The organism is Nocardiopsis sp. CA-288880 (assembly GCF_050955985.1).
Classification (GTDB): Bacteria; Actinomycetota; Actinomycetes; order Streptosporangiales; family Streptosporangiaceae; genus Nocardiopsis; species Nocardiopsis tropica.
The window spans coordinates 3,608,171-3,635,039 of record NZ_CP192105.1; the positions used below are offsets into that span (position 1 = coordinate 3,608,171).

General features: G+C 72.1%; 27 protein-coding genes and 1 pseudogene. 12 read left to right on the plus strand and 16 right to left on the minus strand.

Annotated elements, in window-relative coordinates; all coding sequences use genetic code 11:
• Positions 1-21 precede the first annotated feature (21 nt).
• A complete protein-coding gene (locus ACQPYD_RS15565; RefSeq protein ID WP_433701689.1) occupies positions 22-1,398 on the minus strand; it encodes an FAD-binding oxidoreductase in 1,377 nt (458 codons plus the stop codon).
• Positions 1,399-1,624: 226 nt separating this feature from the next.
• Here ACQPYD_RS15565 and ACQPYD_RS15570 point away from each other — a divergent pair, with 226 nt between their 5' ends.
• The 3 genes from ACQPYD_RS15570 (at position 1,625) to ACQPYD_RS15580 (ending at position 3,337) form a co-directional block, all read left to right on the plus strand.
• On the plus strand, positions 1,625-2,365 hold the full coding sequence (locus tag ACQPYD_RS15570) for an SDR family oxidoreductase (protein ID WP_433701690.1): 741 nt from the start codon (positions 1,625-1,627) through the stop codon (positions 2,363-2,365).
• Between the two features lie 145 nt (positions 2,366-2,510).
• A complete protein-coding gene (locus ACQPYD_RS15575) occupies positions 2,511-2,936 on the plus strand; it encodes a DNA-binding protein (protein ID WP_433701691.1) in 426 nt (141 codons plus the stop codon).
• Between the two features lie 71 nt (positions 2,937-3,007).
• The gene (locus ACQPYD_RS15580) at positions 3,008-3,337 is read left to right on the plus strand and encodes a hypothetical protein (protein WP_433701693.1); all 330 of its coding nucleotides are present in this window, start codon (positions 3,008-3,010) and stop codon (positions 3,335-3,337) included.
• A gap of 98 nt (positions 3,338-3,435) precedes the next feature.
• Here ACQPYD_RS15580 and ACQPYD_RS15585 read toward each other — a convergent pair whose 3' ends face one another.
• Together ACQPYD_RS15585 and ACQPYD_RS15590 are read right to left on the minus strand one after the other, a co-directional pair.
• Positions 3,436-3,978, minus strand: coding sequence for an MOSC domain-containing protein (locus tag ACQPYD_RS15585; protein ID WP_433701694.1), 543 nt, complete (start codon positions 3,976-3,978; stop codon positions 3,436-3,438).
• A gap of 86 nt (positions 3,979-4,064) precedes the next feature.
• On the minus strand, positions 4,065-4,481 hold the full coding sequence (locus ACQPYD_RS15590) for a hypothetical protein (protein WP_433701695.1): 417 nt from the start codon (positions 4,479-4,481) through the stop codon (positions 4,065-4,067).
• Here ACQPYD_RS15590 and ACQPYD_RS15595 point away from each other — a divergent pair.
• The gene (locus ACQPYD_RS15595; RefSeq protein ID WP_433701696.1) at positions 4,462-7,485 is read left to right on the plus strand and encodes a Tn3 family transposase; all 3,024 of its coding nucleotides are present in this window, start codon (positions 4,462-4,464) and stop codon (positions 7,483-7,485) included. The two genes, ACQPYD_RS15590 and ACQPYD_RS15595, sit on opposite strands and share 20 nt — an antisense overlap.
• Here ACQPYD_RS15595 and ACQPYD_RS15600 read toward each other — a convergent pair.
• Complete coding sequence (locus tag ACQPYD_RS15600) at positions 7,460-8,104, minus strand: TetR/AcrR family transcriptional regulator (protein WP_433701697.1); 645 nt, start codon at positions 8,102-8,104, stop codon at positions 7,460-7,462. The two genes, ACQPYD_RS15595 and ACQPYD_RS15600, sit on opposite strands and share 26 nt — an antisense overlap.
• 114 nt (positions 8,105-8,218) lie before the next feature.
• Between ACQPYD_RS15600 and ACQPYD_RS15605 the strand changes: the two genes are divergently transcribed.
• Positions 8,219-8,944 carry a hypothetical protein gene (locus ACQPYD_RS15605; RefSeq protein ID WP_433701698.1) on the plus strand — a complete coding sequence of 242 codons (726 nt, stop codon included), beginning with the start codon at positions 8,219-8,221 and terminating at the stop codon, positions 8,942-8,944.
• Between the two features lie 124 nt (positions 8,945-9,068).
• Entirely contained in the window at positions 9,069-10,646 is a 1,578-nt protein-coding gene (locus ACQPYD_RS15610; RefSeq protein WP_433701699.1) for an alpha/beta hydrolase, read from the plus strand.
• Between the two features lie 268 nt (positions 10,647-10,914).
• Here ACQPYD_RS15610 and ACQPYD_RS15615 read toward each other — a convergent pair whose 3' ends face one another.
• Positions 10,915-11,154, minus strand: coding sequence for a nuclear transport factor 2 family protein (locus tag ACQPYD_RS15615; protein ID WP_433701700.1), 240 nt, complete (start codon positions 11,152-11,154; stop codon positions 10,915-10,917).
• A gap of 227 nt (positions 11,155-11,381) precedes the next feature.
• On the opposite strand from ACQPYD_RS15615, the gene ACQPYD_RS15620 reads away from it, so the two are divergent.
• A complete protein-coding gene (locus ACQPYD_RS15620; protein ID WP_433702069.1) occupies positions 11,382-11,957 on the plus strand; it encodes a recombinase family protein in 576 nt (191 codons plus the stop codon).
• 141 nt (positions 11,958-12,098) lie between these two features.
• Here ACQPYD_RS15620 and ACQPYD_RS15625 read toward each other — a convergent pair.
• Positions 12,099-12,653, minus strand: a pseudogene (locus ACQPYD_RS15625) (helix-turn-helix domain-containing protein); the annotation flags it as partial.
• A gap of 100 nt (positions 12,654-12,753) precedes the next feature.
• On the opposite strand from ACQPYD_RS15625, the gene ACQPYD_RS15630 reads away from it, so the two are divergent.
• Positions 12,754-12,879 carry a hypothetical protein gene (locus ACQPYD_RS15630; RefSeq protein WP_433701701.1) on the plus strand — a complete coding sequence of 42 codons (126 nt, stop codon included), beginning with the start codon at positions 12,754-12,756 and terminating at the stop codon, positions 12,877-12,879.
• Positions 12,879-13,886: an aldo/keto reductase gene (locus tag ACQPYD_RS15635; protein WP_433701702.1), complete on the plus strand. Its 1,008-nt coding sequence runs from the start codon at positions 12,879-12,881 to the stop codon at positions 13,884-13,886. Before ACQPYD_RS15630 ends, ACQPYD_RS15635 begins: the two co-directional genes overlap by 1 nt.
• Positions 13,887-14,012: 126 nt before the next feature.
• On the opposite strand, the gene ACQPYD_RS15640 is transcribed toward ACQPYD_RS15635, so the two are convergent.
• From ACQPYD_RS15640 to ACQPYD_RS15650, 3 genes are all read right to left on the minus strand, one after another.
• Positions 14,013-14,456, minus strand: coding sequence for a hypothetical protein (locus ACQPYD_RS15640; RefSeq protein ID WP_330161369.1), 444 nt, complete (start codon positions 14,454-14,456; stop codon positions 14,013-14,015).
• A gap of 83 nt (positions 14,457-14,539) precedes the next feature.
• Entirely contained in the window at positions 14,540-16,045 is a 1,506-nt protein-coding gene (locus tag ACQPYD_RS15645; protein ID WP_433702070.1) for an MFS transporter, read from the minus strand.
• Between the two features lie 44 nt (positions 16,046-16,089).
• Entirely contained in the window at positions 16,090-16,653 is a 564-nt protein-coding gene (locus tag ACQPYD_RS15650) for a TetR/AcrR family transcriptional regulator (RefSeq protein WP_433701703.1), read from the minus strand.
• A gap of 389 nt (positions 16,654-17,042) precedes the next feature.
• On the opposite strand from ACQPYD_RS15650, the gene ACQPYD_RS15655 reads away from it, so the two are divergent.
• Positions 17,043-17,882, plus strand: a complete 840-nt coding sequence (locus ACQPYD_RS15655; RefSeq protein ID WP_433701704.1) for an alpha/beta fold hydrolase — start codon at positions 17,043-17,045, stop codon at positions 17,880-17,882.
• 147 nt (positions 17,883-18,029) lie between these two features.
• On the opposite strand, the gene ACQPYD_RS15660 is transcribed toward ACQPYD_RS15655, so the two are convergent.
• The 6 genes from ACQPYD_RS15660 to ACQPYD_RS15685 form a co-directional block, all read right to left on the minus strand.
• A complete protein-coding gene (locus tag ACQPYD_RS15660) occupies positions 18,030-18,902 on the minus strand; it encodes a class I SAM-dependent methyltransferase (RefSeq protein WP_433701705.1) in 873 nt (290 codons plus the stop codon).
• Between the two features lie 334 nt (positions 18,903-19,236).
• Positions 19,237-19,830, minus strand: coding sequence for a helix-turn-helix domain-containing protein (locus tag ACQPYD_RS15665; RefSeq protein ID WP_433701706.1), 594 nt, complete (start codon positions 19,828-19,830; stop codon positions 19,237-19,239).
• 472 nt (positions 19,831-20,302) lie between these two features.
• Complete coding sequence (locus ACQPYD_RS15670; protein ID WP_433701707.1) at positions 20,303-20,842, minus strand: pyridoxamine 5'-phosphate oxidase family protein; 540 nt, start codon at positions 20,840-20,842, stop codon at positions 20,303-20,305.
• 8 nt (positions 20,843-20,850) lie between these two features.
• Entirely contained in the window at positions 20,851-21,057 is a 207-nt protein-coding gene (locus tag ACQPYD_RS15675) for a hypothetical protein (protein WP_433701708.1), read from the minus strand.
• A 647-nt stretch (positions 21,058-21,704) separates the two neighbouring features.
• The gene (locus ACQPYD_RS15680; RefSeq protein WP_433701709.1) at positions 21,705-22,325 is read right to left on the minus strand and encodes a response regulator; all 621 of its coding nucleotides are present in this window, start codon (positions 22,323-22,325) and stop codon (positions 21,705-21,707) included.
• On the minus strand, positions 22,322-23,557 hold the full coding sequence (locus ACQPYD_RS15685; protein ID WP_433701710.1) for a sensor histidine kinase: 1,236 nt from the start codon (positions 23,555-23,557) through the stop codon (positions 22,322-22,324). Before ACQPYD_RS15685 ends, ACQPYD_RS15680 begins: the two co-directional genes overlap by 4 nt.
• Before the next feature lie 120 nt (positions 23,558-23,677).
• Between ACQPYD_RS15685 and ACQPYD_RS15690 the strand changes: the two genes are divergently transcribed.
• Positions 23,678-24,895, plus strand: a complete 1,218-nt coding sequence (locus ACQPYD_RS15690; RefSeq protein ID WP_433701711.1) for an acyltransferase family protein — start codon at positions 23,678-23,680, stop codon at positions 24,893-24,895.
• A gap of 549 nt (positions 24,896-25,444) precedes the next feature.
• The gene (locus ACQPYD_RS15695; protein ID WP_433701712.1) at positions 25,445-25,816 is read left to right on the plus strand and encodes a VOC family protein; all 372 of its coding nucleotides are present in this window, start codon (positions 25,445-25,447) and stop codon (positions 25,814-25,816) included.
• A gap of 167 nt (positions 25,817-25,983) precedes the next feature.
• On the opposite strand, the gene ACQPYD_RS15700 is transcribed toward ACQPYD_RS15695, so the two are convergent.
• Positions 25,984-26,862 (minus strand): alpha/beta fold hydrolase, encoded by an 879-nt coding sequence (locus tag ACQPYD_RS15700; RefSeq protein WP_433701714.1) that lies wholly within the window; start codon positions 26,860-26,862, stop codon positions 25,984-25,986.
• Between the last annotated feature and the right edge of the window lie 7 nt (positions 26,863-26,869).

Consider the following 26,869-nt stretch of genomic DNA (forward strand, 5'->3'; position numbering starts at 1 on the left):
CCGGCCCGCCCGGCCCGCGGGTCAGGCGAACACCTTGCCCGGGTTGAAGATGCCCCGGGGGTCGAGGGCGTTCTTGACCGCGTGGTGCATCCGCACCACGTCCGGCCCCATCTCCCGTGCCGCGCCGCGCATCTTCAACAACCCCACACCGTGCTCACCCGTGACCGTCCCTCCCAGGGCCAGGGCCTCGTCCACGATCACCTCGAAGGCCTCCTGCGCGCGCTTCTTGGCCGCCTCGTCGCCGGCGGGGACGATGAACAGCGGGTGCAGGTTGCCGTCGCCCGCGTGGGCGATGTTGCCGATCCGCGTGTCGAACCGCTCGGCGGCGGCCTCGATCCTCTCCAGCATCTCCGGCAGCTTCGCCTTGGGCACGCACATGTCCTCGGTCAGCAGCGGTCCGAGCCGCTCCAGGGCCGGGTAGGCCAGGCGGCGGGCCTCGAACAGCGCCTCGGCCTCCTCCTGGTCGGTGGAGCGCACCGCGTACACCGCGCCCTCGTCCCGGAAGCAGGACAGGATGCGCTCGGCCTCCTCCTCCCCGGCCGCGCCCGGCTGGTCGCTGCGCGCCAGCAGGAGCACCTCGCCCTCGGCGGACAGCCCCATGTTCTTCCAGGCGTCGACCGCCTGGAGGCAGAACCGGTCGATGAGCTCCATCGCCGAGGGGACCACCCCCGCCGCCGAGACGGCGGCCACGGCGCGCCCGGCGTCGGTGAGGGAGTCGAAGTAGCCGACCACCGTGTGCTCGGCGCCGGTGCGCAGGGGCCGCATCCGCAGCGTCACCTCGGTGACCATGCCCAGGGTGCCCTCCGACCCGACCATCAATCCGCACAGGTCGTAGCCGGTCACGCCCTTGGCGGTGACACGGCCCAGCCGCACCACCTCCCCGGCCCCCATGACCGCCTCCATGCCCAGCACGTAGTCGCGGGTGACCCCGTACTTGACGCAGCACAGCCCGCCCGCGTTGGTCGCCACGTTCCCGCCGATGGTGGACCAGGGCGCGGAGGCGGGGTCGGGCGGGTACCACAGGCCGTCCCGGGCCACCCGCTCGCGCAGGTCGTCGTTGACGACGCCGGGCTGCACCGTCGCGGTCTGCTGGACCGGGTCCACCTCCAGCACGCGGTTCATGCGCTCGAAGGAGACCACCACCCAGCCGTCCACGGCGTTGGCCGCCCCGGACAGCCCGGTGCCCGCGCCGCGCGCGACCACCGGGACCCCCAGTTCGGCGCACAGGGCGACCGTGGCCGACACGTCGGCGGTGTCGCGGGGGCGCACCACGGCGGCGGGGCGCCCGTAGGGGGCCCATTCGGCCTCGTCGTGGGAGTAGCCCTCCATGATCTGGGGGTCGGTGACGACCTGCTCCTCCCCGACCGCTGCCGTCAGCCTCTCGGCGATCCCGGACATGGGCACACTCCTCACCGCTTCGCGCCGCCGCCCGCTGCGCCGACGCTGCCAGCACCCTAGCGCCGCGCCTTCCCCGCAGGTCACCCGTCCCCCGGCCAATCGGCCGAACGGTCCGGCGGGGCCCTTGGGCAGCCGGAACACACACCACGACGAACCACCGCGAAAGCACACGTACGACCCTGCTCCGGTGTTAGCGTCGTCCCCACCGGCCACAGAGGGAGCCACCATGAGGACAGTGCTGGTCACAGGCGGTACCGGAACCCTCGGCCGTGCCGTCGTGGAGCACCTGCGCCGGGCGGGGCGCGGCGCGCGCCCCCTGAGCCGCCACCCCGACCCCGGGGACCCCGACGCCGTCGGCGTCGACCTGCGCACCGGCGCCGGCCTGGGCCGGGCCCTGGAAGGGGTCGACACGGTGGTCCACTGCGCCTCCAGTCCCGCCGGCGGCGACATCGAGTCCGCCACCCACCTCGTCCGCGAGGTGCGCGCGGCGGGCACGGCGCACGTGGTCTACGTCTCGATCGTCGGCGTGGACCGCGTACCCCTGGGCTACTACAAGGACAAGCTGCTGGTCGAGCGGGCCCTGGAGGCCTCCGGCCTGGGCTGGACGGTGCTGCGCGCCACCCAGTTCCACGCCCTGGTCCGGCGGTTCTGCGCGGGCGCGGCCCGCTCGCCGCTCATGCCGTTCCCGGACGTGGACGTGCAGCCGGTCGACAGCGCCGAGGTCGCCTCCCGCCTGGCCCGCCTGGCGGAGGGGGCCCCGGCGGGCCGCGCCCCCGACATGGGCGGACCGCGCGTGGAGTCCTTCCGCGACCTGGCCCGCGCCTACCTGGAGGCGGAGGGGGTGCGCCGGCGGCTCCTGCCGGTGCGCCTGCCCGGCAGGACCTTCGCCGCCTACCGGGCGGGCGGCCACCTGGCCCCGGACAGAGCGGTCGGCAGGACCACCTTCGCGGAGTACCTGGCCCGCTGAGGACCGGGGCGCCTTTGCGCCGGGCCGTGCGGCGGACGCCCCGACCGGTCCCCGGGGAACACCTCGGGGACCGCCGCCCCAGTCATGAACACTGAGTTGAAAAAAACTAGTTGACAACAACTTGTTCAAACCCCATGCTAGATGCATGACCGAGCAAGAACGCGACGCCGCCTTCACCCGGCCCGACGCCCGCAACGCCCAGCGCCTGCGCACCCACCACGCGCTCCTGCGCATCACCGAACGCCACGCCGCCGGCGAGCACCGCACGCGCTGGGACGAGCAGCGCATGCCCATGCAGCCCTTCGACGCCCTGCGCCGCGTCGCCGACCTCGCCGCCGGCAGCGCCCTGCCCCAGGACGGCGAACCCCCCGTCGACCAGGACGACCTCACCGCCGCCCTCACCCTGGTGCCCTGGGCCCGCGCGGAGTTCGACCAGCTGGAGGCCGGCCTGCTCCAGATGTCCAAGGGCCGCGGCATGACCTGGCAGGAGATCGCCTTCGGACTGGGCCTCGGCTCGGCCCAGGCCGCCCGCCAGCGCCACGAACGGCTCTCCCGGCGCACCGATTCCTGACCGGCACGGACCACACCGCGGGGACCGACCGCGCGAGCGGCCGGACCGACCTGGCACACCGCCGGGAGGTGGTGGACGCCTTCCTCGCGGCCGCCCGCGGAGGCGACTTCGAGGCACTCCTGCGGGTCCTGGCCCCCGACGTGGTCGTCCGCCCCGACGCCGCAGCCACACCCGCCGGCGTCCCCGCCGGGACCCGGGGCGCGCGGGCCGTGGCCTCCCAGGCCATCGCCTTCGCGCGGCTGGCTGAACAGGCGCGCCCGGCGCTGGTCCGCGGCCTGCCCGGGTTCGTCTCCCTCAAGGGCGGGCGGCCCTACGCCGCCCTGGCGTTCACGGTGCACGGGGACCGCATCACCGGGTTCGACGTCCTCTACGAACCCGCACTCCTTGCCGGGCTGGCCTGACCCCGCGGGCCCCGGCGACGGGACCGCCCGCCCGGTGGCGCACCCCGCTCCGCAACCCGTTCCCGCCCCCGGCCACCGGGGGCGGGAACGGGCGCTCCTCAGACCGGCACGAGGGGGGAGTGCTCCCCCGCGGGCGCGCCCACCTCGACGGGCATGCCCGCTTCCACGGGGCCTCCCTCCAGGACGACCCCCATCACCCCGGCCCGGCGCACGATGTTCCCGTCCCCGTCGCGGTGGACCAGCCGCTTGAGCAGGCCCCCGGCGAAACCGTCGATCTGCAGGCACGGATTGCGCAACCCGGTGACCTCCACCCGGGCGCGGCCGCCGAAGCGCAGGACGGTCCCGGTCGACAGGGCGAGCAGGTCCAGCCCGCGCGTGGTGACGTTCTCCCCCAACTGCCCCGGGGCGACCGCGAAACCGGCCGCGGCCAGCTCCTCCAACAGCTCGGCGTGGATCAGGTGCACCTGGCGCAGGTTGGGCCGGGTGGGGTCGACGGCCACCCTGGACCGGTGCTTGACGGTGACGCCCATGTGGGCGTCGCCCTCCACACCCAGCCCGGCCAGGAGCCGGATACCGGGAAGGACGTCCTTGCTGAAAGCGTGCACGGGGCTGCTGCTCACCGATTCCACGACCGGGCCCATGGGCGCAGTCCTCTCTCTCAGTCGCCAGAGCCCCACAGCCTAGCCAGAGGGGGGCGGGCGCCCCCGTGCCGGGGCGGCCGGAGACACTACCCGGACACCGCCCGCAGGGGCACGGGGCCGCACAGGGTGAGGCGGTCCAGGGCCGCGGCGGTCCCCTCGTCGGCGGGGAGGTAGACCACCAGGCGCTGGCCTCCGGCGTCCAGGCTCTCGTAGGACAACCGCAACTCGCCCGCCTCCGGGTGCACCAGGCGTTCGAGGCCGCTGCGCCGGGGCACGGCGGGCGCCGCAGCGAGCCGGTCGGTGAGGGGGGCGGACCAAGTACGCCGGAAAGCGGCAATGAGCTGATCAACGGACCCGATGGCATCCGCGCCGGAGAGGTCTGCTCCTGTTCGGTTGCGATTCGGTGAAGTGCCCGGGACGCACTGGTTCGCTGTCGCTACCGTGTCCGCGATCCCCGCCCCCCGTCCTGGAAGAGGGCCGCCAGTGACCTCGATCGAGCGCACGGCCTACCCGCAGTTCAAGAAGCTGACCTCAGCGCGGATGCTGCACCTGTCCTTCACCCCCAACGCCGACGAGGTCACCTGGGCGGCCGGGCTGACCAACACTCCCGAGGCGCTGTTCGCGGTGGTGCTCGCGCTGAAGTGCTACCAGAAGATGGCGCGCTTCCCCACCCAGAAGGAGATCCCCGCCGAGGTGGTCGACCACGTCCGGCGCTGCCTGGACCTGGATGCCGAGGTCGAACCCGACCACGGGGCGGGGCGCACCACCCGCTGGCACCGCAAACAGATCCGGACCCGCCAGGGCGTGACCAACGATCCGCCGCGGGCCCGCGCGGTCGCCGCCGAGGCGATCCGTGAGGCCGCCCGGTCCAAGAACTACCCGCCCGATTTGATCAACGTCGCGCTGGACCGCCTGGTGGAGGCGTCGCTGGAGCTGCCGGGGTTCACCACCCTGGACGAGATGGCCGCCCACATCCGCTCCGAGGCCAACGCCGAGATCTTCACCCAGGTCAACGACCGGATGGGCGAGGAAGGCCGAGCGCGCCTTCAGGCCCTGGTGGCCGTGGCCGAGGACGGCTACTCGATGTTCAACCGGCTCAAGAAGCCCGCCAAGCGGGCGTCCTGGTCGCGGTTCAAGGCCCAGGTCGCCTACATGGCCGAGGTGGACGAGCTCGGCGACACCCGCGCCTGGCTGGAGGGGATCGCCCCGTCCAAGATCGGCGACTTCGCGGGCGAGGCCGCCGCCCAGGACGCCGACACGCTCTCTCGCTATGACCCCGTCAAGCGCCTGGCCCTGGTGGCGTGCCTGGTGCACACCGCCCGCATGCGCGCCCGGGACGACCTGGCCGAGATGCTGTGCAAACGGGTGGCCTCGAACCAGAAGAAGGCCAAGGAGGAACTGGAGGAGATCCGCGAGCGTCAGCGGGCGGTGAACGAGCACCTGATCGGCACCTACCGCGGTGTCCTGGAGCACCTGGACCCGGACGCTGCGGAGGGCAGCGGGGCGGCCGAGCGGGCCCGCCGGGCCGCGCAGGTGGTGGAGCAGGCGGGCGGGTTCGCCTCCCAGTTCGCCGACATCGAGGAGGTGTCGGCCTTCCACGGCGACAACCACGAGGTGCTGGTGCACCGGTTCTTCAAGAAGGACCGGGCGGTGATGTTCGACCTGGCCGGCCGGTTGGAGCTGAAAGCGACCTCTTCGGATGCCTCGGTGCTGGTGGCGTTGGAGCACGCCCGGGAGTACGCGGTCAAGCGGCGTGACTTCATCCCGCTGCCGCCTCCGGCCGAGCCGGAGGATGCGGAGTCTGGGATCTGCTTCGCCTCGGGCAACTGGCGGCGGGTCGTCACCGACCGGCGCCGGCCGGGCATGGTGGAGCGGCGCCACTTCGAGGCGATGGTGTTCTGCTACCTGGCCGAGGAGTTGCGCACCGGCGACATCGCCGTGGTCGGGTCGAACGAGTACGCCGACTGGTCCGAGCACCTGCTCACCTGGGCCGAGTGCGAGCAGCAGCTGGCCGCGTTCTGCGCCGAGGTCGGCCTGCCCGCCACCGCGGCGGGGTTCGTCGACCACCTCAGGCACCAGCACCTGGACGCTGCCACCGCACTGGAGGCCGGGTACGCCGACAACACCGACCTGTTCATCGACGACGGGGTGCCCCGACTGCGCTCGCGGCGCGGTTCGGCCGCTCCGCAGGCGGTGGAGAAACTCGCCGCGGCGATCGAGGCGCGCCTGCCCGAGCGGTCCCTGCTGCAGATCGTGGCGCGCACCGCCTACTGGCTGGGCTGGCACCACTGCTTCGGCCCTGCCTCCGGGGCCGACCCCAAGATCCGCGACACGTTGGGCCGGTACTCGCTGGCAGTGTTCACCGGCGGCATCAACATCGGCCCGACCGAGGCCGCCCGCCACATCGCCGGGATCACCGCCCGGGAGCTGTCGATGGTGCGCAACCGCCACATCGACCTGACCAAGCTCAACGCCGCGATCGCCGTGGTGGTCAACGCATTCAACGACCTGGACGTGGTACGGGCCTGGGGCGACGGCACCTCGGTGGCCGCCGACGGCACGCAGGTCGCCACCTACGTCGACAACCTGCTCGCCGAGACCTCCATCCGCTACGGCGGGGTGGGCGGGATCGCCTACCACTACGTCTCCGACACCTACGTCGCGTTGTTCTCCCGGTTCATCCCGTGCGGGGTGTGGGAGGCGGTCCACCTGATCGAGGGATTGTTGGAGAACTCCTCCGGCATCAAGCCCTCCACCGTGCACGCCGACACGCAAGGCCAGTCGGCGCCGGTGTTCACCCTGGCCACCCTGTTCGGGTTCGACCTGATGCCCCGCATCCGCAACTTCGCCGACCTCACCTTCTTCCGCGCATCCGACAAGGTGATCTACCCCAGCACCGACGAGCTGTACGGGGAGCGGGGGCGCAACGTCATCGACTTCAAGCTGATCGAGCGGCACTGGCGCGACCTGATGCAGGTCGCCGTCTCCATCAGCCAGGGGCGACTGTCCTCGGCTACCCTGATGCGGCGGCTGCGCTCCAACTCGCGCAAGAACCGCATCTACAAGGTGTTCCGCGAGGTCGGCCGGTCGGTGCGCACCGTGGCCTTGTTGCGCTTCCTGGCCGACCCGGCGCTGCGCTCCCGGATCACCGCGGCCACCAACAAGGTCGAGTCCTACAACGGCTTCTCCCAATGGCTGCGGTTCGGCAACAACGGGGTGCTGGCCGACAACGACCCCGTCGAGCAGGAGAAGCTCATCAAGCTCAACACCCTGCTGGCCAACCTGGTCATCTTCCACAACGCCCTGGACATCGCCGACATCGTCCGCGACCTGGTCGCCGAGGGGTGGACCATCACCGCCGCCGAACTCGCCGGACTCTCCCCCTACATCCGCTTCCACATCACCCGGTTCGGCGCCTACGCCACCGACGTGCTGGGCATCGAACCGGAGGCGTTCGAGGCCGCCCTGGACGAGATCGACTTCACCGTCCTGGACCTGGCCGCTTAGCCGCTCCCTCTACGGCTGTTTCGGAAGGCGGATAGGCGTTGCGCAGACGTTGCATGGTCGCCGTCACGGCGGCACGGACGTCCGTCTCCTGCAACGGGGCGGAGGACAGCGCCGAACTGAACGAGAGACCCTCGATCAGGGCGAACAGCAGGAGCGCCTCGCGGTGCAGCGCCTCCTCGTCGACAACACGGTCGGCCAGCGCTTCGCGCAGCAGCGAGCGGATCAGCTCCTCGGCCGCGAGGGACGTCGCGGCGATGTCGGCAGCGAGCTCCGGGTCCGTGCGCGCCATGACACGGTATTCGACCAGGGCGATGTTCTCCCGGTGCTCCTGTTCGTCGGTCGGCGTGGCGAAGGCGATCACATCCGCGATTCGCGCCACCGGGTCGTCGGACATCCTCGCGTCGCGGCGCGCGGCGCGCTGCATGAGGACGCCCAGCGTGAAGCGCATGACCTCGCGGACGGTGTCGCCGAAGTAGTGCCGGATGCTCCCGATGGCCAGGCCGGTGCGTGCGGAGATCCGGGTGAGGGTCACCGAGCGGATCCCGTGCTCGGCGATCTCGTCGATCACGGCATCGGCGACCTGCTCCCGGCGGGCATCCGGGTCGACTCTCTTAGGCATGGACACCATCCTAGTCATTTTTTGGCATGCATGTGCTACTTTATTTGGCATGAGGATGCTAAATAGGTCCCGTGGCGGTGTTCCCTCCCGTCCCGGCCCCGGACTGGACCAGACGTGAGCGGCTGGCACGACCCCTGGAACGGTGCGGCGCGGAAGAGGCATCACGACGACGGCCGGATCGAAGGCTTCGACGGGCTCGAAGGTCTCGACGGTCTCGACGGGGACGCGGGAGCATGGTCGACGCCCGATCCGGAACCGGGAGCGCCGTTGCCACCGTTTCGCCCCTCCCTCTCGCTGCAGCGCACGCGCTTCGCGATCGACCTTCCCGACGCGTCGACGGCGACGGTCGACGTCGACCACCTGTCGGGGCGGGCGTCGCTCTACAGGGACGACCGGCACGTGCGGACCTCCGACATGCCGGTCCGGTTCCCACTCGGACCGGACGGCATCGAGGTCGCCGCGAGCAGGTACGGCATGCAGCGGATCCACCTGATCAGCGCGGACGGTAGCCAGCGACGCCTCGATCCCGCGCCGGGGACGCCCGAGCACCGGCGCGCTCAGCTCTCCCGGCGGCACCCCGGGGTCGGGCGCGCGCTGGCCGCCAGCGCCGTCATCGTGCTGACGGTCAATCTGATCCTCCTCGCGCCGCAGCTGCTCGAACTGGTCACCCATCTGCCGCTCTGGGCGGATCGCTTCATCCCGTTCGTCTCGCCCGTCGCTCTGCCGACGTGGGCGAACACGGCGCTCACCATCACCGCGGGCCTCGCGGGGACCGAACGAGCACTCACCTTCCGCCACCACCGGCTCCTGGACGCCGAGACCGAAGGGATCGGGAGCTGAGGTCCCCGCACCAGCCGGTCAGGGTCGCTGCCTGATCGAGCATCTCAGCGCACTCGACCAAGAACACCCCGTCAACCGCCGCCGCACCCTCGTACACGACTGCGGCTCGACAAAGGAGAAACGCATGCGATCACGTCCTCCACTCCCGAATCGCTCCCGGCGCCTCACGACCGTGCTCGCCGCGGCCGCCACGCCAGTACTCCTCCTACTCGCCGGCTGCGCGTCCGCCTCTCCCCCACCGGACTCCGGCGCGGATGCGGACCCCGGCGCCTACCTGGAACAAGAGCTCGACTGGGGCGGATGCGAGGACACCGCGACGAACGCGGCGGACACCGAGCTGTTCGCGAACCCGGCACTCGAATGCGCCTCGGTCGAGGTGCCGCTCGACTACGACGAGCCGGACGGGGAGAGGGCGCGGGTCGCGCTCCTGCGCCTGCCCGCCACGGGCGAGGCCGAGGGCTCGTTGCTGATCAACCCGGGAGGCCCCGGAGGCTCCGGCACCACCTTCGTCGCGTCCACCCTGCCGCTGTGGCAGGCCAGCCCCGTCGCCGAGCGTTTCGACATCGTCGGCTTCGACCCGCGCGGGGTCGGGTCGTCTACTCCCGCTCTCGACTGCTACACCGACGAGGAGTACGACGCGGGCGACGCGCTGCGGTTCGGCGCGGTGTACGAGGTCACGAGCGCCGAGCAGGCGGCCGAGATCGCGCAGCGCTGCGCCGACGGCTCCGGCGGCGTCGAGAACCTCGTCAACGCCGGGTCGACGAATGTCGTGCGCGACATGGACCTCATACGCGAGGTGCTCGGCGACGAGAAGCTCACCTACCTCGGCTACAGCTACGGCTCCGAGCTCGGCGCCATGTACGCCGCGACCTACCCGGAGAAGGTCCGTGCGATCGTGCTCGACGGCGCCGTCCCGCCCGACCTGACGGCGAGCGAGTTCCGCATCTCCCAGTTCACCGGCATGCAGGCCCGGTTCGACGACCTCGCCGCGCTCTGCGCCGAATCACCCGGCTGCGTACTCGGTGCCGATCCCGCGGCCGCGAACGATCGCCTGCACGAGATCGTCCAGCCGATCATCGAGACACCAGCGGCGACCTCCGATGGCCGAGCCCTCAACGTCTGGGACGTCTACCTCGCCATCTCCGGCGGCCTGTACTCGGAGGCGAGCTGGACCAACGTCATCTCCGCCCTGACGGCGCTCGAGGCAGGGAACCCCGACGAGATGCTCGCCCTGCGCGACGCCTTCTACGCCCGCACGCCGGACGGCGCCTACGGCCTGGACACCGACACGAACCTCGCCGTGCGCTGCATGGACTGGCCCCGCCTGACGCCGGAGGAACAGACCGCGCTCGCACGCGAGCTCGGGGAGGCCGCGCCGATGTTCGACCTCGACGTGTTCACGGCGGGGAACTACCACAGCGAATGCGAGGCGTGGCCCGCACCGCCCACGAGCGACGAGCCCTGGCTCGCCGATGTCGAAGGCCTCCCCGAGACGCTCGTCGTGTCGGTCACCGGCGACCCCGCGACGCCGCACGAGGGTGGCGTCGCGATGGCTCGAGCTCTCGGCGGAAGCCTGCTCACCGTCGATGGCAAGCAGCACGGCGCCTACCTCCTCGGCGGCAGCGAGTGCGTCGACGACGCGGTCAACGAATATCTCCTCGACCTCGAACCCCCGCCCGCCGACGCCCGTTGCAGCCTGTGACACGCTCGACTCCGGTTGAGGCCTCGGGTCCCCTCGCCCACCGTGTGGGTGCCGGGCTGAACGGACCGAGGGCCGTCGGGACGTGATCGAGGGCGTGGCATGAGGCGATCACCGCGCTGGGGCTCGGTGCCCGGGACGATGTAGGCCTTCGTCGTGGTGTGGGCGGCCGTACGGTGAGCGGTCCCGTCGTCCACCCCGACGAAGGCCGGGTGGCGCTGCGTGTCATGTCAGCGCCGGTGCCGGGGGCCGGTTGTGGGAGGGCAACCTGTCAGCCGAAAGGCTTACCGCCGGCTGCGACTTCGCCGGGGACCCAATGCTCGGCGTGCACGTGGGCGTGGGCGGCGGCATGGTCGCCGTTGATGGTGATGACGTGGCCGGTGACGGAGTGATGCGTGGCGACGAACGGTTCGAAGGAACTGCGGATCGCTGCGACGTAGTCGTCGAGCGGGGTCTGCAGAGGCGGCATCCCGGTGACGGATTCGAAGTGCCTGCGGGGCCGGTGGTGCACTTCGCCCTCTTCCTTCGCGAGGGCGGCCGCGCCAGCAGGTGATTCCGGCCGGCCCTACCGGTCCGGTCGGGGACGCACCCGTTCGGATAACGACCGATTACCGAACACCACCGGCCCGGGGGCGGCCGGTGGTGTTCTCCCAGGACACGGTGTTCATCAACCCGTTCGTTTACCCGTGGGCTTTACCCTGGTTTGTGAACGCGTTTTGCGAACGCCGGGAGGTGGGGATGGCGCTGGTCGGACTGGTGCGGGTCAGCACGAGCAAGCAGGAGACCCGGCGCCAGCACGAGGACCTGGACCCGATCTGCGTCAAGGTGTTCGAGGAGAAGATCAGCGGCAAGCTCAAGATTGCCGATCGGCCCGCGTTGAGGGCGGTCCTGGACTACAGGCGCCCCGGTGACATGCTCACCGTTCAGGAGGCCGACCGGTTGGGCCGTAACCTCCTCGAAGGGCTGATGGTGCTCAACGACCTGTTCGAGCGCGGCGTGGCGGTCAAGATCCTGGACGGCATCGCCGCCGGCGAGCACACCGAGCGCAGCCTGATCCTGGACCTGGCGCTCGCCCTGGCCGAGGACCGCCGCCGCGACATCGTCCGCAAGACCAAGAGTGGCCTGGAATCGGCCGCCCGGGCCGGACGCAGGGGCGGACGCCCCCGGGTGGTAGACGCCGACAAACGCCGCGCGATCCTGGCCCGCCGCGCCGAGGGTCAGTCGTTGCGCGAGATCGCCCGTGGGGTCGGGGTGAACCTGGCCGTCGTGCATGGGGAAGTCAGGGCAGCGGAAAACGACCTTGAACCGCGGTAGCTCAGCTACTCGACGCCCAGCCCATTGCCGCTTTCTGGCGTACTTGGTTCGCCCCCCGGTGAAGGGCGCGCCGCCCACGATCTCCAACTCCTCCACCAGGTGCGCGAGAAAGGGGTCGTCGAGCGCGCTCTCGGACCTGAGCTCGGCGATCCGCTCGTCCGCGACGCCGTCCCAGTCCGGGTACACCTGCCGCGCCCGGTCGTCGGCGAACACGAACCACCACCGGTTCACCGGCTCGCCGTCCTCGTCCAGGAGCCCGACCGGGCCCGCCAGGCGCGCGTACGCGGCCGTGTGCGCGAGGGTCTCACCGACCCTGTTGAACAGCACCGCCGGGGCGGGCTCCAGACGCTCCAGCAGGGACACCATGGTGGGGCGCACCTCGCGCTCGGGCGGCTGCTGCGGGCACAGCGCCCCCACACCGGAGGCGGCCTTGGACAGGTTGCGCAACTGCACCCGATCGCCCACGGACAGGCGCAGCGCGTCGGCCAGGGCCACCAGCACCTGCCCGGACGGGTTGCGGTCGCGCCCCTGCTCCAACCGGGTCAGGTAGTCCACGCTCACCCCCGAGAGCGTGGCCAGTTCGGCCCGCCGCAGACCGGGGGTGCGCCGCCGCGGCCCCGCCGGAAGCCCCACCCGGTCCGGGGGCAGGGCCTCCCGGCGGGCGCGCAGGAACTCTCCCAATGCGTTGTCGTCCATGGGCCGAGTCTAGGATCGGGCGCCCCTGCCGTCCTGGCCCCCTCAGGGCCAGCCTCGCCACGGCCTTCCTCCGCGCCCGCCTCCTCTCCACACTGGCCCCATGACCTTCACACCGGACGAAACCGCCCACCCGCACGGTCGGCCCGCGGCGAGCAGGCCGCACCCGGCGGCGGACCGGCCCGCCCGCACCGGGGGCGCCGCACGCGCGACCAGGGGAGCCGCCTGATGCGCTACCGGCTCCTGGGCCCCTCCGGCCTGCGCGTCTCCCAGCTCTTCCTCGGAGCGATGACCTTCTCCGGGCCCGAGGAGGCGCGCCGCATGGTCGACCTCTACCAGGACGCGGGCGGCAACGTCATCGACACCGCCTCCGCCTACCGCGACAGCGAGGAGGTCGTGGGCGGACTCCTGCGGGGGCGCCGCGACCGGTTCGTGCTCGCCACCAAGTACGCCATGCCCCGGGACCCCACCGACCCCAACACCGGCGGCACCCACCGCAAGAACCTCGCCCTCTCCCTCGACCGGAGCCTGCGACGGCTGCGCACCGACTACATCGACCTCTTGTGGGTGCACACCTGGGACGAGTACACCCCCGTGGAGGAGACCATGCGCGCCCTGGACGAGGCGGTGCGCGCGGGAAAGGTCCTGTACGTGGGGGCCTCCAACCTTCCTGCGTGGCTCGTCGCCCAGGCCAACACCCTGGCCCTGTGGCGGGACTGGTCCCCGTTCGTGGGCGTGCAGGTGCCCTACAGCCTCCTGCGGCGCGACGTCGAACGCGAACTGCTGCCCATGTCCGAGGCCCTGGGGCTGAGCGCGGCCACCTACGGCGGCCTGGCCGCCGGGGTGCTCTCGGGCAGGTTCACCGGCCCCGGCGCCCAGGCCTCCAGCCGCCGGGTCGACGCCGCCGCCCTCTCCCCGCACGAGCACGGGGCCGCACGCGCCGTACGCGAGGTGGCCGGGGAGGTGGGGGCGAGCCCGGCCCAGGTCGCGATCGCCTGGACCCTGGCCCGCTCGCACACCGTCCACCCGATCATCGGCGCCGGCACCGCCGACCAGCTCCGGGACAACCTGGGCGCGGTCCGGGTGGACCTGCCCGAGCAGGCGGTGCGCCGCCTGGACGCGGTGGCCGGGTTCGACCCCGGATATCCGGGTCCCGAGGACAGGGGCGCGCGCTCGTGGCTGAACGGCGACAGCGAGGTGGTCCCGCCGTCCAGGAGCGGGGCGCCGCTGCCCTAGGCGTACCGACCACGGAGGTCGGTGACACCCGCCCCGCCCGGCACGGGCGAAGAGGGCCTCCGGCACCGGTGTGGACGGCGACGTCCACCACCGGACCGCACGCCCGGGCCTCCGCTTCCACGCCCCTCACCTCCTGGCCGGGGCGTGGAAGCGGGCCAGGTCCACGGGCCAGGCGTCGGCGTACCCGACCCCGCGCTCGGGCGGCAGCCGCCGACCGGTGAGGGCGTCGGTGCGGGCGACCGCGGCGACGCCCCGCGCGTCCAGCGGGTGGAGCCCTCCCCCGTCGAGCCGCCACCCGCACACGCTCTTGAGGGGGACGGCGCGGCCGTCGGGCAGGGTGTGGGAGGTGCGGTCGGTGAAGGTGCGCAGCACGGCCGTCCCGGGGACGCCGTCCAGGAGGGCCGCGCCCAGGGCGTCGACCACCTCGGGGTGCTCGACGCTGAGCACGCCCAGACGGCGCCGCAGGCAGGTGTAGGCGGAGGAGGTGGTGAGGAGGGTGAGGATGTGCAGGTCGCCGGGGGCGCCGTCCAGGAGCGGGTCGAGGAGGGCCCGGACCTTGTGGGAGTCCATACCTACGGAGTATGCGGGGTCGCAGGCGGCCGGAACCGGTTGTCCACAGACCCGGTTCCGGCCCTTCTCGCCCCGATCCGGGCTCAGTGCCCCTGGGAGACGTCCAGTGACCTGGGCGTGAGCACGAACACGGCCACCGCGGCGGCCAGCAGCGCGAGGCCGCCCGCCAGGCTGATCTGTGTCAGCGACTCGCTGAAGGCCGACCGGGCCAGCGCGGCGAGCTCGGCGGAGCCGGTCTCGGCGGCGATGTCGAGGGCTCCCCCGAGCGACTCCTGGGCGGCGAGCACCGTCTGCTCGCCCAGGCCGGTGCCGGTGAGGAGCCCCACGGGCAGCTCCGCCCGGTAGACCGCCGCGGCGGCACTGCCCAGGACGGCCACCCCCAGGACGTTGCCCAGGTCGTAGGAGGTCTCCTCGATGGCGGCGGCGTTGCCCGCCTTCGCCTGCGGGGTGCTGGACATGATGACCGCCGAGGCGATCGCCAGGGAGCCCGAACCCGTGCCGAGCAGGACGAGGGCGACCATGACCACCGGGTAGGACAGCGGCCCCGGCAGGGCGAACATCAGAACGAACCCCAGCGCGGCCACGAACAGCCCGCCCGCCAGCACGGTGCGGCTCCCCAGGCGCCGGGCCAGCGCCGGCGCCAGGGGCGAGGCCACCGCGGCTCCCAGCGCCATCGGCAGCAGCCGCACCCCCGCCTGCAGCGGCGAGTGCCCCTCCACGAGCTGGAGCCACTGGGCGACCAGGAGCAGCATCGCCGCCATGGCGAACATGGAGGCCAGTGCGGCCACGGTCCCCGCGGTGAAGGCCGGGGAGGAGAACAGACGCACCTCCAGCAGCGGGTCCGGGCGCCTGAGGCAGCGCACCACGAACCAGCCCAGCACCAGCGCGCCCAGGGAGAACGCCAGCAGCGCCGAGGGGTCCAGCACCCCGGCCTTGCTGAACTGCTTGATGCCCCACACCAGCGCGACCATGCCCACGATCGACAGCACGGTCGCCACCATGTCCCAGCTGCCCGGGTGCGGGTCGCGGGCCTCAGGCAGCAGGAGCATCCCCGCCAGGAGGCCCGCGGCCATGAACGGCACGTTGACCAGGAACGCCGCGTGCCAGGAGAAGTGCTCCAGCAGCAGCCCGCTCACGATGGGGCCCACCGCCGCGCCCAGCGACGCGATGGCCGCCCAGATCCCCAGCGCGGTGGCGCGCTCGCGGGGGTCGGGGAACACGGTGCGGATCATCGACAGGGTGGTGGGCATGATCATCGCCCCGCCCACGCCCAGCAGGACGCGCACCGCGATCACGGTGCCGGGGCTGTCGGCCGCCAGCACCGCGAGCGAGGCGCCGCCGAAGACCGCGAAGCCGGCCAGCAGCATCCTCTTGCGGCCCCACCGGTCGCTCAGGGCGCTCATCGTCACCAGGAGCCCGGCCAGCACCAGGGAGTAGGCGTCCACGATCCACAGCTGCTGGCCGGAGGTGGGCCTCAGGTCGGCCGAGAGCGCAGGCAGGGCGACGTTGAGGATGGTCATGTCCATGACCACCACGAGGAGGCTGCCGGAGAGCACCATCAGCGCGGCCCAGCGCCGGGCGGCCGACATCGGCCCCTTCCCGGTGGTGGCGGTCGGGGAGGGATCGGTTCCCATCAGAGCTCCGTGTCGGTGGTGGCGGCCCGGCCCATCAGGGCGGTGACCGCGAAGGCGAGTTCGTCCGGGTCCAGGGGGTCGTCGTGCGTCAGGGCGTGCAGCATCGCCCCGTCCACGTACAGGGCCAGCGCCCGCGCGGCCCGGGGAGTGGTGTGCTCGGCCAGGACCCGCACCAGGCCCTCGAACCAGCGCAGTGTCAGCGGGCGCAGGTCCGGCCGGTGCACTCCGGCCAGGTACAGCTCGGCGTCGGCCCGCACCCGGGGGCCCTGGCGCAGGTAGTCGTGCAGGAGCGCGGCCACGGCGGCCGGGTCGCCCCGGTCGCGGGCGATCTGCCCGGCGAGCTCGCGCAGGGCCTCGTCGGTGTCCTGGGCCAGGTGCTCCAGGGCCGCTGTGCTCAGGTCGTCCAGCGTGGCGAAGTAGTAGGTGGTGGCGCCCAGCGGCACACGGGCGCGCGCGGCGACGCCGCGGTGGGTGAGGCCGGAGACGCCGCTCTCGGCGATCAGCGCGGCGGCGGCCTCGACGATGCTCCGGCGGCGCCCCTGGGGGTCGCGTCGGGCGCTCACCGCCGCTCCGCCCCGGGCGCGCGGCCGTTCCTGCGGCGCATACGTGTCCCTCCTGCTCCGGACAAGGTTTAGTACATCTGTACATGTACGAGAGTACTGGAAACCCGCGCACCCCCCGGGCCCCGCGGCGGAGGTGATCCCGGCCACTCCGGCGCCCTGGCGCCCCGGCCGGGACGCGTCACCGTGCGCAGTATCCCCGGCTCCCAGGGCCGCAGGGGCGCGCCAGGGGCTGCCGATCTTCCATCTCCTACTCTAATACTCCCCAAAGCTCCCTTTATTGGTTCGACTTTAGGGAAGTTTGGTTTACTTTGGTGGCACATGTTCGTCTGTGTCGACCGGGCCCCGCCCGACGGACACGGGCGGCCGATCCGGAGAGGACCGCTCGACCCATGAGTGCGATCTACAAGACCGAAGCGGGGGAACGGGAACTGCGCCGCCTCTACCAGGAGGACCTGCGCACCTGGCCTGTTCCCGCCGACCACCTGCGGGTGCCCACCCGCGAGGGCGAGACCTTCGTGCTCGCCTCGGGCCCCGCGAACGCGCCCCCCGTGGTCCTGCTGCACGGATCGGGGGCCAACGCGACGATGTGGCGCCAGGACGCGGCCGCCTGGGCACGGCACTTCCGCACCTACGCCGTGGACCTGGTGGGCGAACCCGGCCTGAGCGCCCCCTCCCGCCCGCCCCTGTCCTCGGGCGCCCACCGGCTCTGGCTCGACGACGTGCTGCAGGGGCTGGGGCTCGGCGACACGGCCCTGGTCGGCACCTCCCTGGGCGGCTGGATGGCACTGGACTACGCCGCCCACCGCCCCGACCGGGTACGCCGCCTGGCACTGCTGTGCCCCGGGGGCGTGGGCGCCCAGAAGGTGGGATGGCTGTTCGCGACCCTGCTGCTGCGCCCCCTCGGGCGCTGGGGCCGGCGCCGCTCGGTGCTGGTGGCCACCGGCCTGGACGCGCTCTCGGCCGGACCCGCCCTGGACCGGGTCAGCCTGACCTTCGAGCAGTTCCGGCCGCGCACGGAGCGGCTCCCGGTCTTCTCCGACGACACCCTGCGCCGCCTGACCATGCCGGTGCAGGTGAGCGTGGGCGAGCGGGACGCGATGTTCGACTCCGCCGGCACCGCGAGCCGCGTGCGAAGGTGCGTGCCGCACGCCTCCGTGCACGTCCTGCCCGGGGTCGGGCACGCGATCCTGGACCGGTCCGGGGCCGTCCTGGAGTTCCTCCGCGCCTGACCCGGGCGGGCCCGACCCGGGGCGGACGCCCGGGCCGGGCCGCACAGGACCCCGGCCACAGCCGGCCGGGGACCGGACCCGCCGGCCCGCGTGAAGAGGCGGGCAGGCGGCTACCGGAGCTCCCGCCCCGCAACGCGGAACCCGGGGTCAGGCACGGCGTGCCGCCCACACGGTGCGTTCGGTGCGCACCGCCAGGTCCTCCCGGTGCAGGATGCCGTGCGGGCTCTCGGCGTCCAGGAGCCGGTCGAGCGCGGCGAGGTCCTCCGGGGAGAGCTCGGCGGCCACGGAGGTGCGGATGCGCTGCAGTCCGCCGAGCGCGTAGCGGCCGACCGCCTCGCTGCGGGAGCCCGCGACGTCCACGGAGACCGTGCGTTCGCCCTCGACCGTGAAACCGGCGGCGGCCAGCATCGGACCCCAGTCCGCACCGCGGTGGGGCAGGTGCTCGGCGTGCAAGCGGTCGGCCACGGCATGGCAGCGCTCCTCCAGGCCGGGCCGCTCCTGCGGAGCGCCCTCGGGCAGGAAGCGGGGGAAGCCGGCCAGTTCGACGAGGGCGAACAGGCCGCCGGGCGCGAGCGCGCCACGGACGTTGCGCAGGGCGCGGTCGGGGTCGGCCAGATGGTGCATCGAGGCCGACGCCCACACCAGGTCCGGTGAGCCGAGGCCGGGCCACCCGGGTGCGTCCAGGTCGGCCTGCACGGTGCGCACGCGCTCCCCGACGCCGCGGGCAGAGGCCTTGGCGCGCAGCCGCTGCAGGTGCCCGGCGGAGGTGTCGACGGCCGTGACGTGCGCGTCGGGGAAGCGCTCCAGGAGGGCGAAGGTGCCCGCGCCCGTGCCGCAGCCCAGGTCCACGATCCGGCGCGGGACGGTCTCCAGCGGCAGCCACGCGGTGATCGAGGCCATGTGTTCGGCGAGGACCTCGGCGTCCAGGTCGAGGATCTCCGCCTGGACCTCGGAGTCGTGCTCCCGGTGGTGCTCGTGCCGGGTGCCGTGGTGGGAAGTGTGCGAATGCGCTTCGTTCATGCCTTCACCGTAGGACGGTCATGCCTCTGGGGCGCGGTTCCTTCCCCGTTGCGCAAGACGATGGTCGGATGCGCTGCCCGAGGCGCAAGACGCGGGGCTGGGAAGACCGGTACGGGAGGGTGGCCTCAGGCCGCACCGGCCCACCGGTCGTCGGTGGGCGCCTGCGACACCCACCGCTCCGCCCGCCCTACCGGTCAGGGCGAGGCGGGCGGTGTCCAGGCCGACGTGCCCCGTCAGCCCGGCCACCGGACCGCGTCGGCCGGTTCGGCGGCCGACTCGCCGCCGTCGGCGGGGCCGCTCCCGCCGATCCGGTCGCGTCCCCGGGCCGGTGCGCTCACCCGTCGGCGCCCCGGATCTCGGGGGCGGCGCCCTCGCGCTGGTGGCCGCGGCGGGCGTCGCGGTCGAAGATGCCCAGGATCTCGCAGGGGCCGCCCTCGGCGCCGATCGCGTGGGGCATCATCGTGGGGAACTCGGCTGCCTGGTTCGCCTCGACGCGGAACCGGCGGTGGCCGAGCATGAGTGTCGCGGTCCCGGACAGGACGACGAGCCATTCGCGTCCGGGGTGGGCGCGCATGCGCGCGGGGTTGTCGGGCGGCGGTTCGGTCATGCGCTGGCGCACCACGCTCATGCCGGGGTCCCCCTTGACGGGCCAGCGCATCAGGCCGTGGGCGGCGTCGATCATCGGGCTGGTGACGATGTCGTCGGCGGCGGTCTCCACGAGCTGGTCCAGCGTGGTGTCCAGGGCCCGGGCGAGGGTGACCAGCTGGTCCAGGGCCAGGCGGCGCCTGCCGTTCTCGATGCGGCTCAGCGAGGACTGGCTCAGGTGGGCACGGGTGGCCAGTTCGGCCAGGGACCACCCCTGCGCCACCCGCAGGGCACGGATGCGTTTGCGTACGAGGCTGTCCAGCTCCCCGTCTTCTTGCGTCATGAGCAACAGCGTATGCCTCCGGTGCGCCCCGGGGCCGTCGCCGTGGGGGCGCGAAGGACCACGTGACAGGGAAGCGGAGGTCGCCGGTGGATATTCGGTTCGGAGCCGGTGTCCGGTAGCCGAGGGCTGCGGCGGTCGAGGTTGCGATGGCGGCAGCCGCGGACGAGGAGGCCGTTCAGAGAACAGTGTCGCCTCCATCGCCCGCCTGCTCGGGGTATCGCGCTCCACGATCCACAAGAACGTCCCGGAGCGCTCCGGCGGTCGCACCGCCCTGGCCGCGGGGAAGGATCCGGGCGCGCTGAGGAGCGTGCGCCGCCGGAGGAGTTCGTGCCTCACAGCGGTTGCGCGCGGCCGCCTGGATCAGGACGGCCAGTGGCGTTGGCGAACCCCCGGGTCACGGCTTATCGCCACTGGCCGTCCGGTTGCTGCTCAAGCCCCGTGACGGCCTGAGGTGGACCCGCGCGAGCTCTCCTCAGACTGACGGTTGCCGGTCGAGCAGCGCGACGGGGTCGGCGCTGTAGGCGACCATCCAGCTGGGGTCGATGCGATACCACACGTTCTCGTCCCAGAACGGGTCGTCATCGTCGCCGTCGTAGTGGTTGACGAGGTAGTCACGGACGCTCGGCCACGTCGGGTCGCTGCTCCTGCCCTCGGGGTTCAGCGGAACGGCGTGTCCATGCGTGAAAACGCCGAGCTGCTCGCCGCGCATGAAGGTCGCGCTGATGCCGGGCCGCGCCGCGAGGTGACGGGCTTTGGCGGCCTGGCGGTGGGTGCCGACGATCCAACGGCCGTGCAGGAGGTGCCCGTCGACGCCGCTGATGCGCGGCTCACCGCGCCGGGTGACTGTGGCGATGGCCAGGGTGCACATGCCTTGGCAGACTCGGACGACCTGCTCGGCGTCCAAGGTGCTTTCACCTGGCCGGATGATCGATTTGAGGTGGCTGCTGGAGCCGGCCAAGGACGTGTCGAGCAGGACTTGGAGGCTGTGGAGCTCGTCGGGAGTTTCGAACATTGGGCCAGTCAATCGGATCCCACCGACAGTGTCGGCTCAGTGCGCGGCCGCCCCAGGCTCCCCGCGCAGGAGCGGCTGGTGACACGTTCGTCAACGGCCCCCTGGAAGAACGTGTCGTCGGCGCCGTCCCGGTTCTCCACCCCCTCCGGCCCGCCGTGGATCTCCCTGCGCAGGGCCTCGTCGGCCAGGTGGCCGCAGGCGAAGACGGTGCGCACCGCCCGGACCGACTCCTCCAGGAGGGGGTTCTCGGTGCCGCCGCCCTGGGCCCCGGGCCCCCACGATGGGCGCGCCCTGGGAGGGCCGTTCCCGCCCTTCCTTAATAACGTTTCGTTTGTAACGTAACTCAACAACAAAAACCCCTGGAGCACACGAAACGAATCCCCGGGGACCCCCGAATCCTCACCCCCGATAAGTGAACCTTATCGGCGGTTACCCCCATGGGGGTGGCCGAGGCCCCCAGTGGCCCCCTCCAGGGCCCCGCAACGTAATTCAGGGCAGGTCAGGGGGCATCGAGAACGCGATGGGTACACCAAACCGTGAATCCACTGGCTGCTGTCGCATCGCCGGGCGCGGGGCCTTCTCTCAGCCGCGGGGACCGGTGAGCCCCGGATCGCCCCCTTGCGGGCCGCGGTGCGGTGAGCCGCCGGACGTGCCCCCGGAGCCCGTGGCCCTGGAATGTTCGCGACGAAGACCGGGAGGCCCAACCGTGTCGCACGGCCTCCGGAAGGCGACCTGCGGTGACCTCGCCGGGCACAACGGCCAGGCTCACCCCGACCCCCCGGGGCGATCTCGCGCAGCGGCGGGCCAGGATCGTGCGGCGCCTGTCGGCCGGTCCCGAGACAGGGCTCCCGCCCTGCCGGCCTCAGATGAGGCCGCGTTCCCAGCAGATGCGGACGGCTTGCGCGCGGTCGGCGGCTTCCAGCTTCGAGTACGTGTGGAGGAGGTGGGTTTTGACGGTGGACTCGCTGATTCTCAGGCGGGTTGCGATCGCTCTGTTGGTGAGGCCGTCGGCGACGAGGCGCAGTACGTCGATTTCTCTGGTGCTGAGCTCGGTCTCCGCTTCGCGTCCGAGGAGGGCAGCGAGCGCTGCGGGTGCCAGCACCGGCCGGCCAACGGCCAGGTCGCGCACGGCGCGGACCAGTTCGGCGCGCGATGCATCCTTGAGCAGGTATCCGTCCGCGCCGGCGTTGAGGGCGCTGCGGATGTCGCGATCGGTGTCGTAGGTCGTGAGGACCAGCGCTCGTGGTCGGCCGTGGGTTCTGTTCTTGACGAGTTCCCGGATCGCGGGGACACCGTCGCCGTCCGGCATGCGCAGGTCCATGAGGACGACGTCTGGTTCGGTGTCGGCGATGACAACCAGGCCTCGGGGGCCGCTGTCCGCCTCGCCGACCACATCGATGCCGGGCTCGTCGGCGAAGACTCCGGCCAGGCCGTGTCTGACGATCGGATGGTCGTCGACGATGACGATGCGGACGGCGCTCACCGTGGCACCTTGGCTGCGATCGTGGTGCCGTGGCCGGGTTCGGATTCGACGATCAGATGGCCGCCGACTTCGGCGAGTCGCTCCTTCATTCCTGCGAGTCCTCTCCCTCGAACTATCGTGTTGGGGTCGAATCCGACGCCGTCGTCTGCGACGTCCAGCAGCAGGGTGCCGGGTAGCCAGCTCAGCGTCACGGTGACCGACGAGGCCCGGGCATGGCGCGCGACATTGGCCAACGACTCCTGCGCGACTCGTAGCACCACGTCGTCGCCGTCGCCGGCGACCGGGGCGCCGACGACGACGAGTTCGGCCGGCGTTTCCTGAGACGCGGCCCAGCGTTCGACGAGGCCGCGGAGCGCGCTGGTGAGGTCGTCCTTGGCCAGTTGGTGTGGAGCCAGGGCGCGCACGGCCCGGCGTGCCTCGGAGAGGCAGTCCCTTGCTGCGTGCTCCGCCCGTTCGATCCCCGGTCGTGCGTTCTGCCCGAGATCGCCGGGGAGCGTCTCGAGCTGGCGGATCACTCCTACGAGGCCCTGGGCCACTGTGTCGTGGATCTCGCGCGACAGCCGGGCGCGTTCCTGAGCGACGCCGGCGGAGCGGGCTTGTTCGAGCAGTTGCCCGTGAAGGGCGAGGTTCTCCCGGTGAGCTTCGGCGAGTTCGGCGGCGACGCGCTCTCGTTCGTCCGCGTGTTCCTCTCGCAACTGCGCGAACCATGTCATCGCGCCGGCGAGGCCGACGTTGACCAGGAGCAGGGTGACGAAGACGAGCGGGCTGGTCGTCACGCCTGCGACAGCGCCCACCTGGCCGAAGGCGCACAGCAAAGCCGTACCGATGATTCCTCCGACGACGACACGTCGAGGCAGGAAACGCTCGACGTCGAGGAAGCCGAGAAAGGCGTAGACGCACAGAAACGGGTTGAGGGTGACCCCCGCCAGCAGGGTGAGGCCGTGCACGAGGTAGAGGGCCGTCGCCAGGCGGCTGCCCTCGTGCGCCCTCTGATACACCAGTTCCATACAGACGCGGAGCACGAGCAGCACGACGATCGGTGACACGACCCGCAGCGGAGCCGGCTCCGCTCGCTCACTGAGAAGAAGAGGCAGGTCTCCGCCGATTCCCAGGCTGATCGCGAGCACGAGGGAGAGCGCGGCGACCGACAACACGATCCACAGCGCGGAGGCTCCCACCGGGCCGGCAGATGTCGGCGCCGGGCCCCGCCCCGATCCGTTTTGTCTTGGCACCACTCGATTGTCGCCGTCCCGAACGACGATCCGCCAGCGTCTCCGCTCCACCGATCGGTGGATATCCGGCTGGCCCGATGATCGATGTGCCCGCACGGCGCGATCCGTAGCGTCGCCGGCATGACGACCTCCTCCAAGGAACCGGTCCCTGTCCGCGCGGCGGAGCCCGCCGGCCGCCCGCAACGGATACACGGACTGGATGCGCTTCGTGGCGGTGCCTTGCTGCTGGGCATCGTGTTGCACGCATTCGTGCCGTTCATCGCGACCCAGCCCTGGTTCTTCCACGATCGACACACGTCGGTGGGACTCGCCGAGACGAACTTCGTCATTCATTCGTTCAGGATGGTGCTGTTCATGACGCTGGCCGGTTACTTCGGGGCTCTGATGCTCGACCGGCGTGGCGCCCAGCGGTACGTGGGTGATCGAGCCAAGCGCGTCCTGCTGCCCATGTTCGCGTTCTGGCCGGTCGCGGTGTTTCCGCTCGGCCTGCTGGCGCTCATGTTCGCGAGCACTCATCCCGGCACGGCGCAGCCCGAGGTGACCGACCCGCTGGTCATGTTCAGTCCCGGTCAGCTCTGGTTCCTCCTCGTGCTCATGGAATGCATCGTGATCACCGTGGCAGTGCGCGCTCTGCTCATCCGGTTCATCGGGAGGGAACGGGCGTCGGCGTTCTCCGAGCGGATGGCGACGCTGTTCTCGTCGCGCGCCGGCGTCCTCGTGGCATCCGTGCCCTACATCGTCGCCGTGTTGATCCAGGGGGAGCCGATGGCGGGCATCATCGAGCCCGCAACGATCATTCCCGAGGTCGCCCCACTCGTCGGATACCTCGGCGCCTTCGCGGTCGGCTGGGCCCTGCGTCGTCGCTCCGACGCACTGGCCAGAATCAGCAGGGACTGGGCCGCGTATCTCACCGTCGGGGCGGTCAGCCTGTCGATCATGCTGATCGCCCAAGGGCAGGTTCCGCTACCCATAGGCGCGGCGTTGGTCGCCCTCGGCGGATGGTGCGTGACCTACGGTCTGGTCGGCGTGTGCGTGCGCTTCCTCACCCGCCCCCGCCCGACGATCCGGTACCTGGCCGACGCCTCTTACTGGATGTACCTGATGCACCTGCCGATCGTGGTCGCCATCGGGATGAGCCTTGCGGACCTGAGCCTCCCGGTCGCGGTCAAACTGTTGATCACCCTGATCGGTTCCAGCGCGGTGCTGCTCCTCACGTACCAGCTAGCCGTCCGCTGCACACCGCTCGGCGCCTGGCTGAACGGACACCGACACCCGTGGAAGAGCGCCGAACGAAACGGACACCGACACCCGTGGAAGAGCGCCGAACGAAGGGCGTGAACGCCGCTCGGCCGCTCCCGCGTTGTCGGGGTCCCAGTAGTTTGCGCGGAGAGTCCAACGCTTGGCCCCCGGTCCGCCACAGCTTGCTCTGCGTCGGTCAGGAGCCTGGCACCAGGCGCCAAGCAACCCGCGAGTCACCTGTTCGGGCCTCGTGGCCGGTGTCGTACTCCTGGAAACAGGTGTTTCCGGAAGCAGACCTTCAGCGCGGAGGCCGCAGGGCCGACCTGTCAGCGCTGGTCGGCGGCCGACGAGTCGGTGCGCGGCCGGGCCTTGAGGACGTGGCGAGCGGCCTTGGACGCCTCGGCTGGAAAGCGGTTCCTCACATACGTCCACCGGGTGGCCAGAGCGCCTTTGACCACCTGGGCGCGGCTGTTCTTCTTGGCGCCGGGGCCGAAGAGGGCGCCGGCGCCGTGGTGTCCCTGGCCTGTGGTTCTCTCCGGGCCGGGGAACCGGGCTGGGGCGGCGTGGCTTTCTCGGACCGCTGCTCCTCGCAACACGCGGGCGCACGGGGGGCGCCCGCTGTCGGACCCCTGCGGCACAATGCGGCCCATGAACCCGTCAGCCGCACCAGCCCACCACGCCCTGAACTACGTGGAACTCACCGTCACCGACCTGCAGGAGGCCAAACAGTTCTACTCCGAGGCGTTCGGGTGGCGCTTCAACGACTACGGCCCCCTGTACGCGGGCATCCGGGGGCCGGGCGAGGAGGACCACGAGGTCGGCGGCCTCACCCCCCAGGGCCGGGTACAGCCCGGAGGCCCCTTCGTGCTGCTCTTCTCCCAGGACCTGGACCGGTCGGTGGAGGCGGTCACCCGCGCCGGGGGACGCATCGTCGAAGCCCCCTACGCCTTCCCGGGCGGGCGCCGCTTCCGCTTCGCCGACCCCAGCGGCAACGAACTGGGGGTATGGGCGCACTCCTAGGCCCACCGCCGGGGCGGGGCCCGCACACCGCGCGGACCCCGCCCCGCCCGCCCACCGCACCCCTCGGGCGTGGGAATCCCGCCCACCGGCCCGGCCCCTCCTCCGCACCCCGGGTGCGGCGGCGCCCCGCACCCCCGGGAGGATCCCCTCCCGGGGGTGCGTCCGCCCTACCGGGCCAGCAGGGCGCGCAGCGCCTTGACGACCTCCGCCGGGTCCTCCTCCGCCATGAAGTGGCCGCAGGAGACCGTGGCGTGGTGCAGGTCCCGCGCCCACTCCTTCCACCGGGACAGGGCGTCGAAGCCGAGCTCGGACCCCCAGTCCTGCTGGAGCACCGTCACGGGCATCGACAACGTCCGCCCCGCCGCCCGGTCGGCCTCGTCGTCGGCCACGTCCACCCCGGCCGAGGCCCGGTAGTCGGCGACGATGGAGGGCACCGCCTCCCGGCTCGCCCGCAGGTAGGCGGCGCGCACCGGCGCCGGGATCGCCTCGGGGTCGCGCGCCCACACGTCCAGGAAGTGGCCGAAGAACACGTCGGGCTCCGCGCCGATCAACGCCTCCGGCAGACCCGGCCGCTGCGCCATCAGGTACAGGTGGAAGCCCACCGACGCCGACACCCCGTGCATCACGTCCCACATGTCCAGGGTCGGCAGCACGTCCAGCGACGCCAGGTGGGTGACGGCGCCGGGGTGGTCCAGGCCCGCGCGGATCGCGACCAGCGCGCCGCGGTCGTGGCCCGCCAGCGCGAACCGGTCGTGGCCCAGGGCCGCGGCCAGGGCGACCACGTCCGCGGCCATGGTCCGCTTGGCGTAGGCGCGCCCGTCGGCGTCGGCGGGCTTGTCGCTGTCACCGTAGCCGCGCAGGTCCGGGCAGATGACGGTGTGGTCGGCGGCCAGGTCCGCCGCCACGTGGCGCCACATCAGGTGCGTCTGCGGAAACCCGTGCAGCAGCACCAGGGGGCTGCCCGAGCCCCCCACCGCGGCGTTGAGCGCCACCCCCTCGGCCACGGGCACACGCTGGTAGTCGAATCCGCTGATCCTCGGTTCCACGGTTACC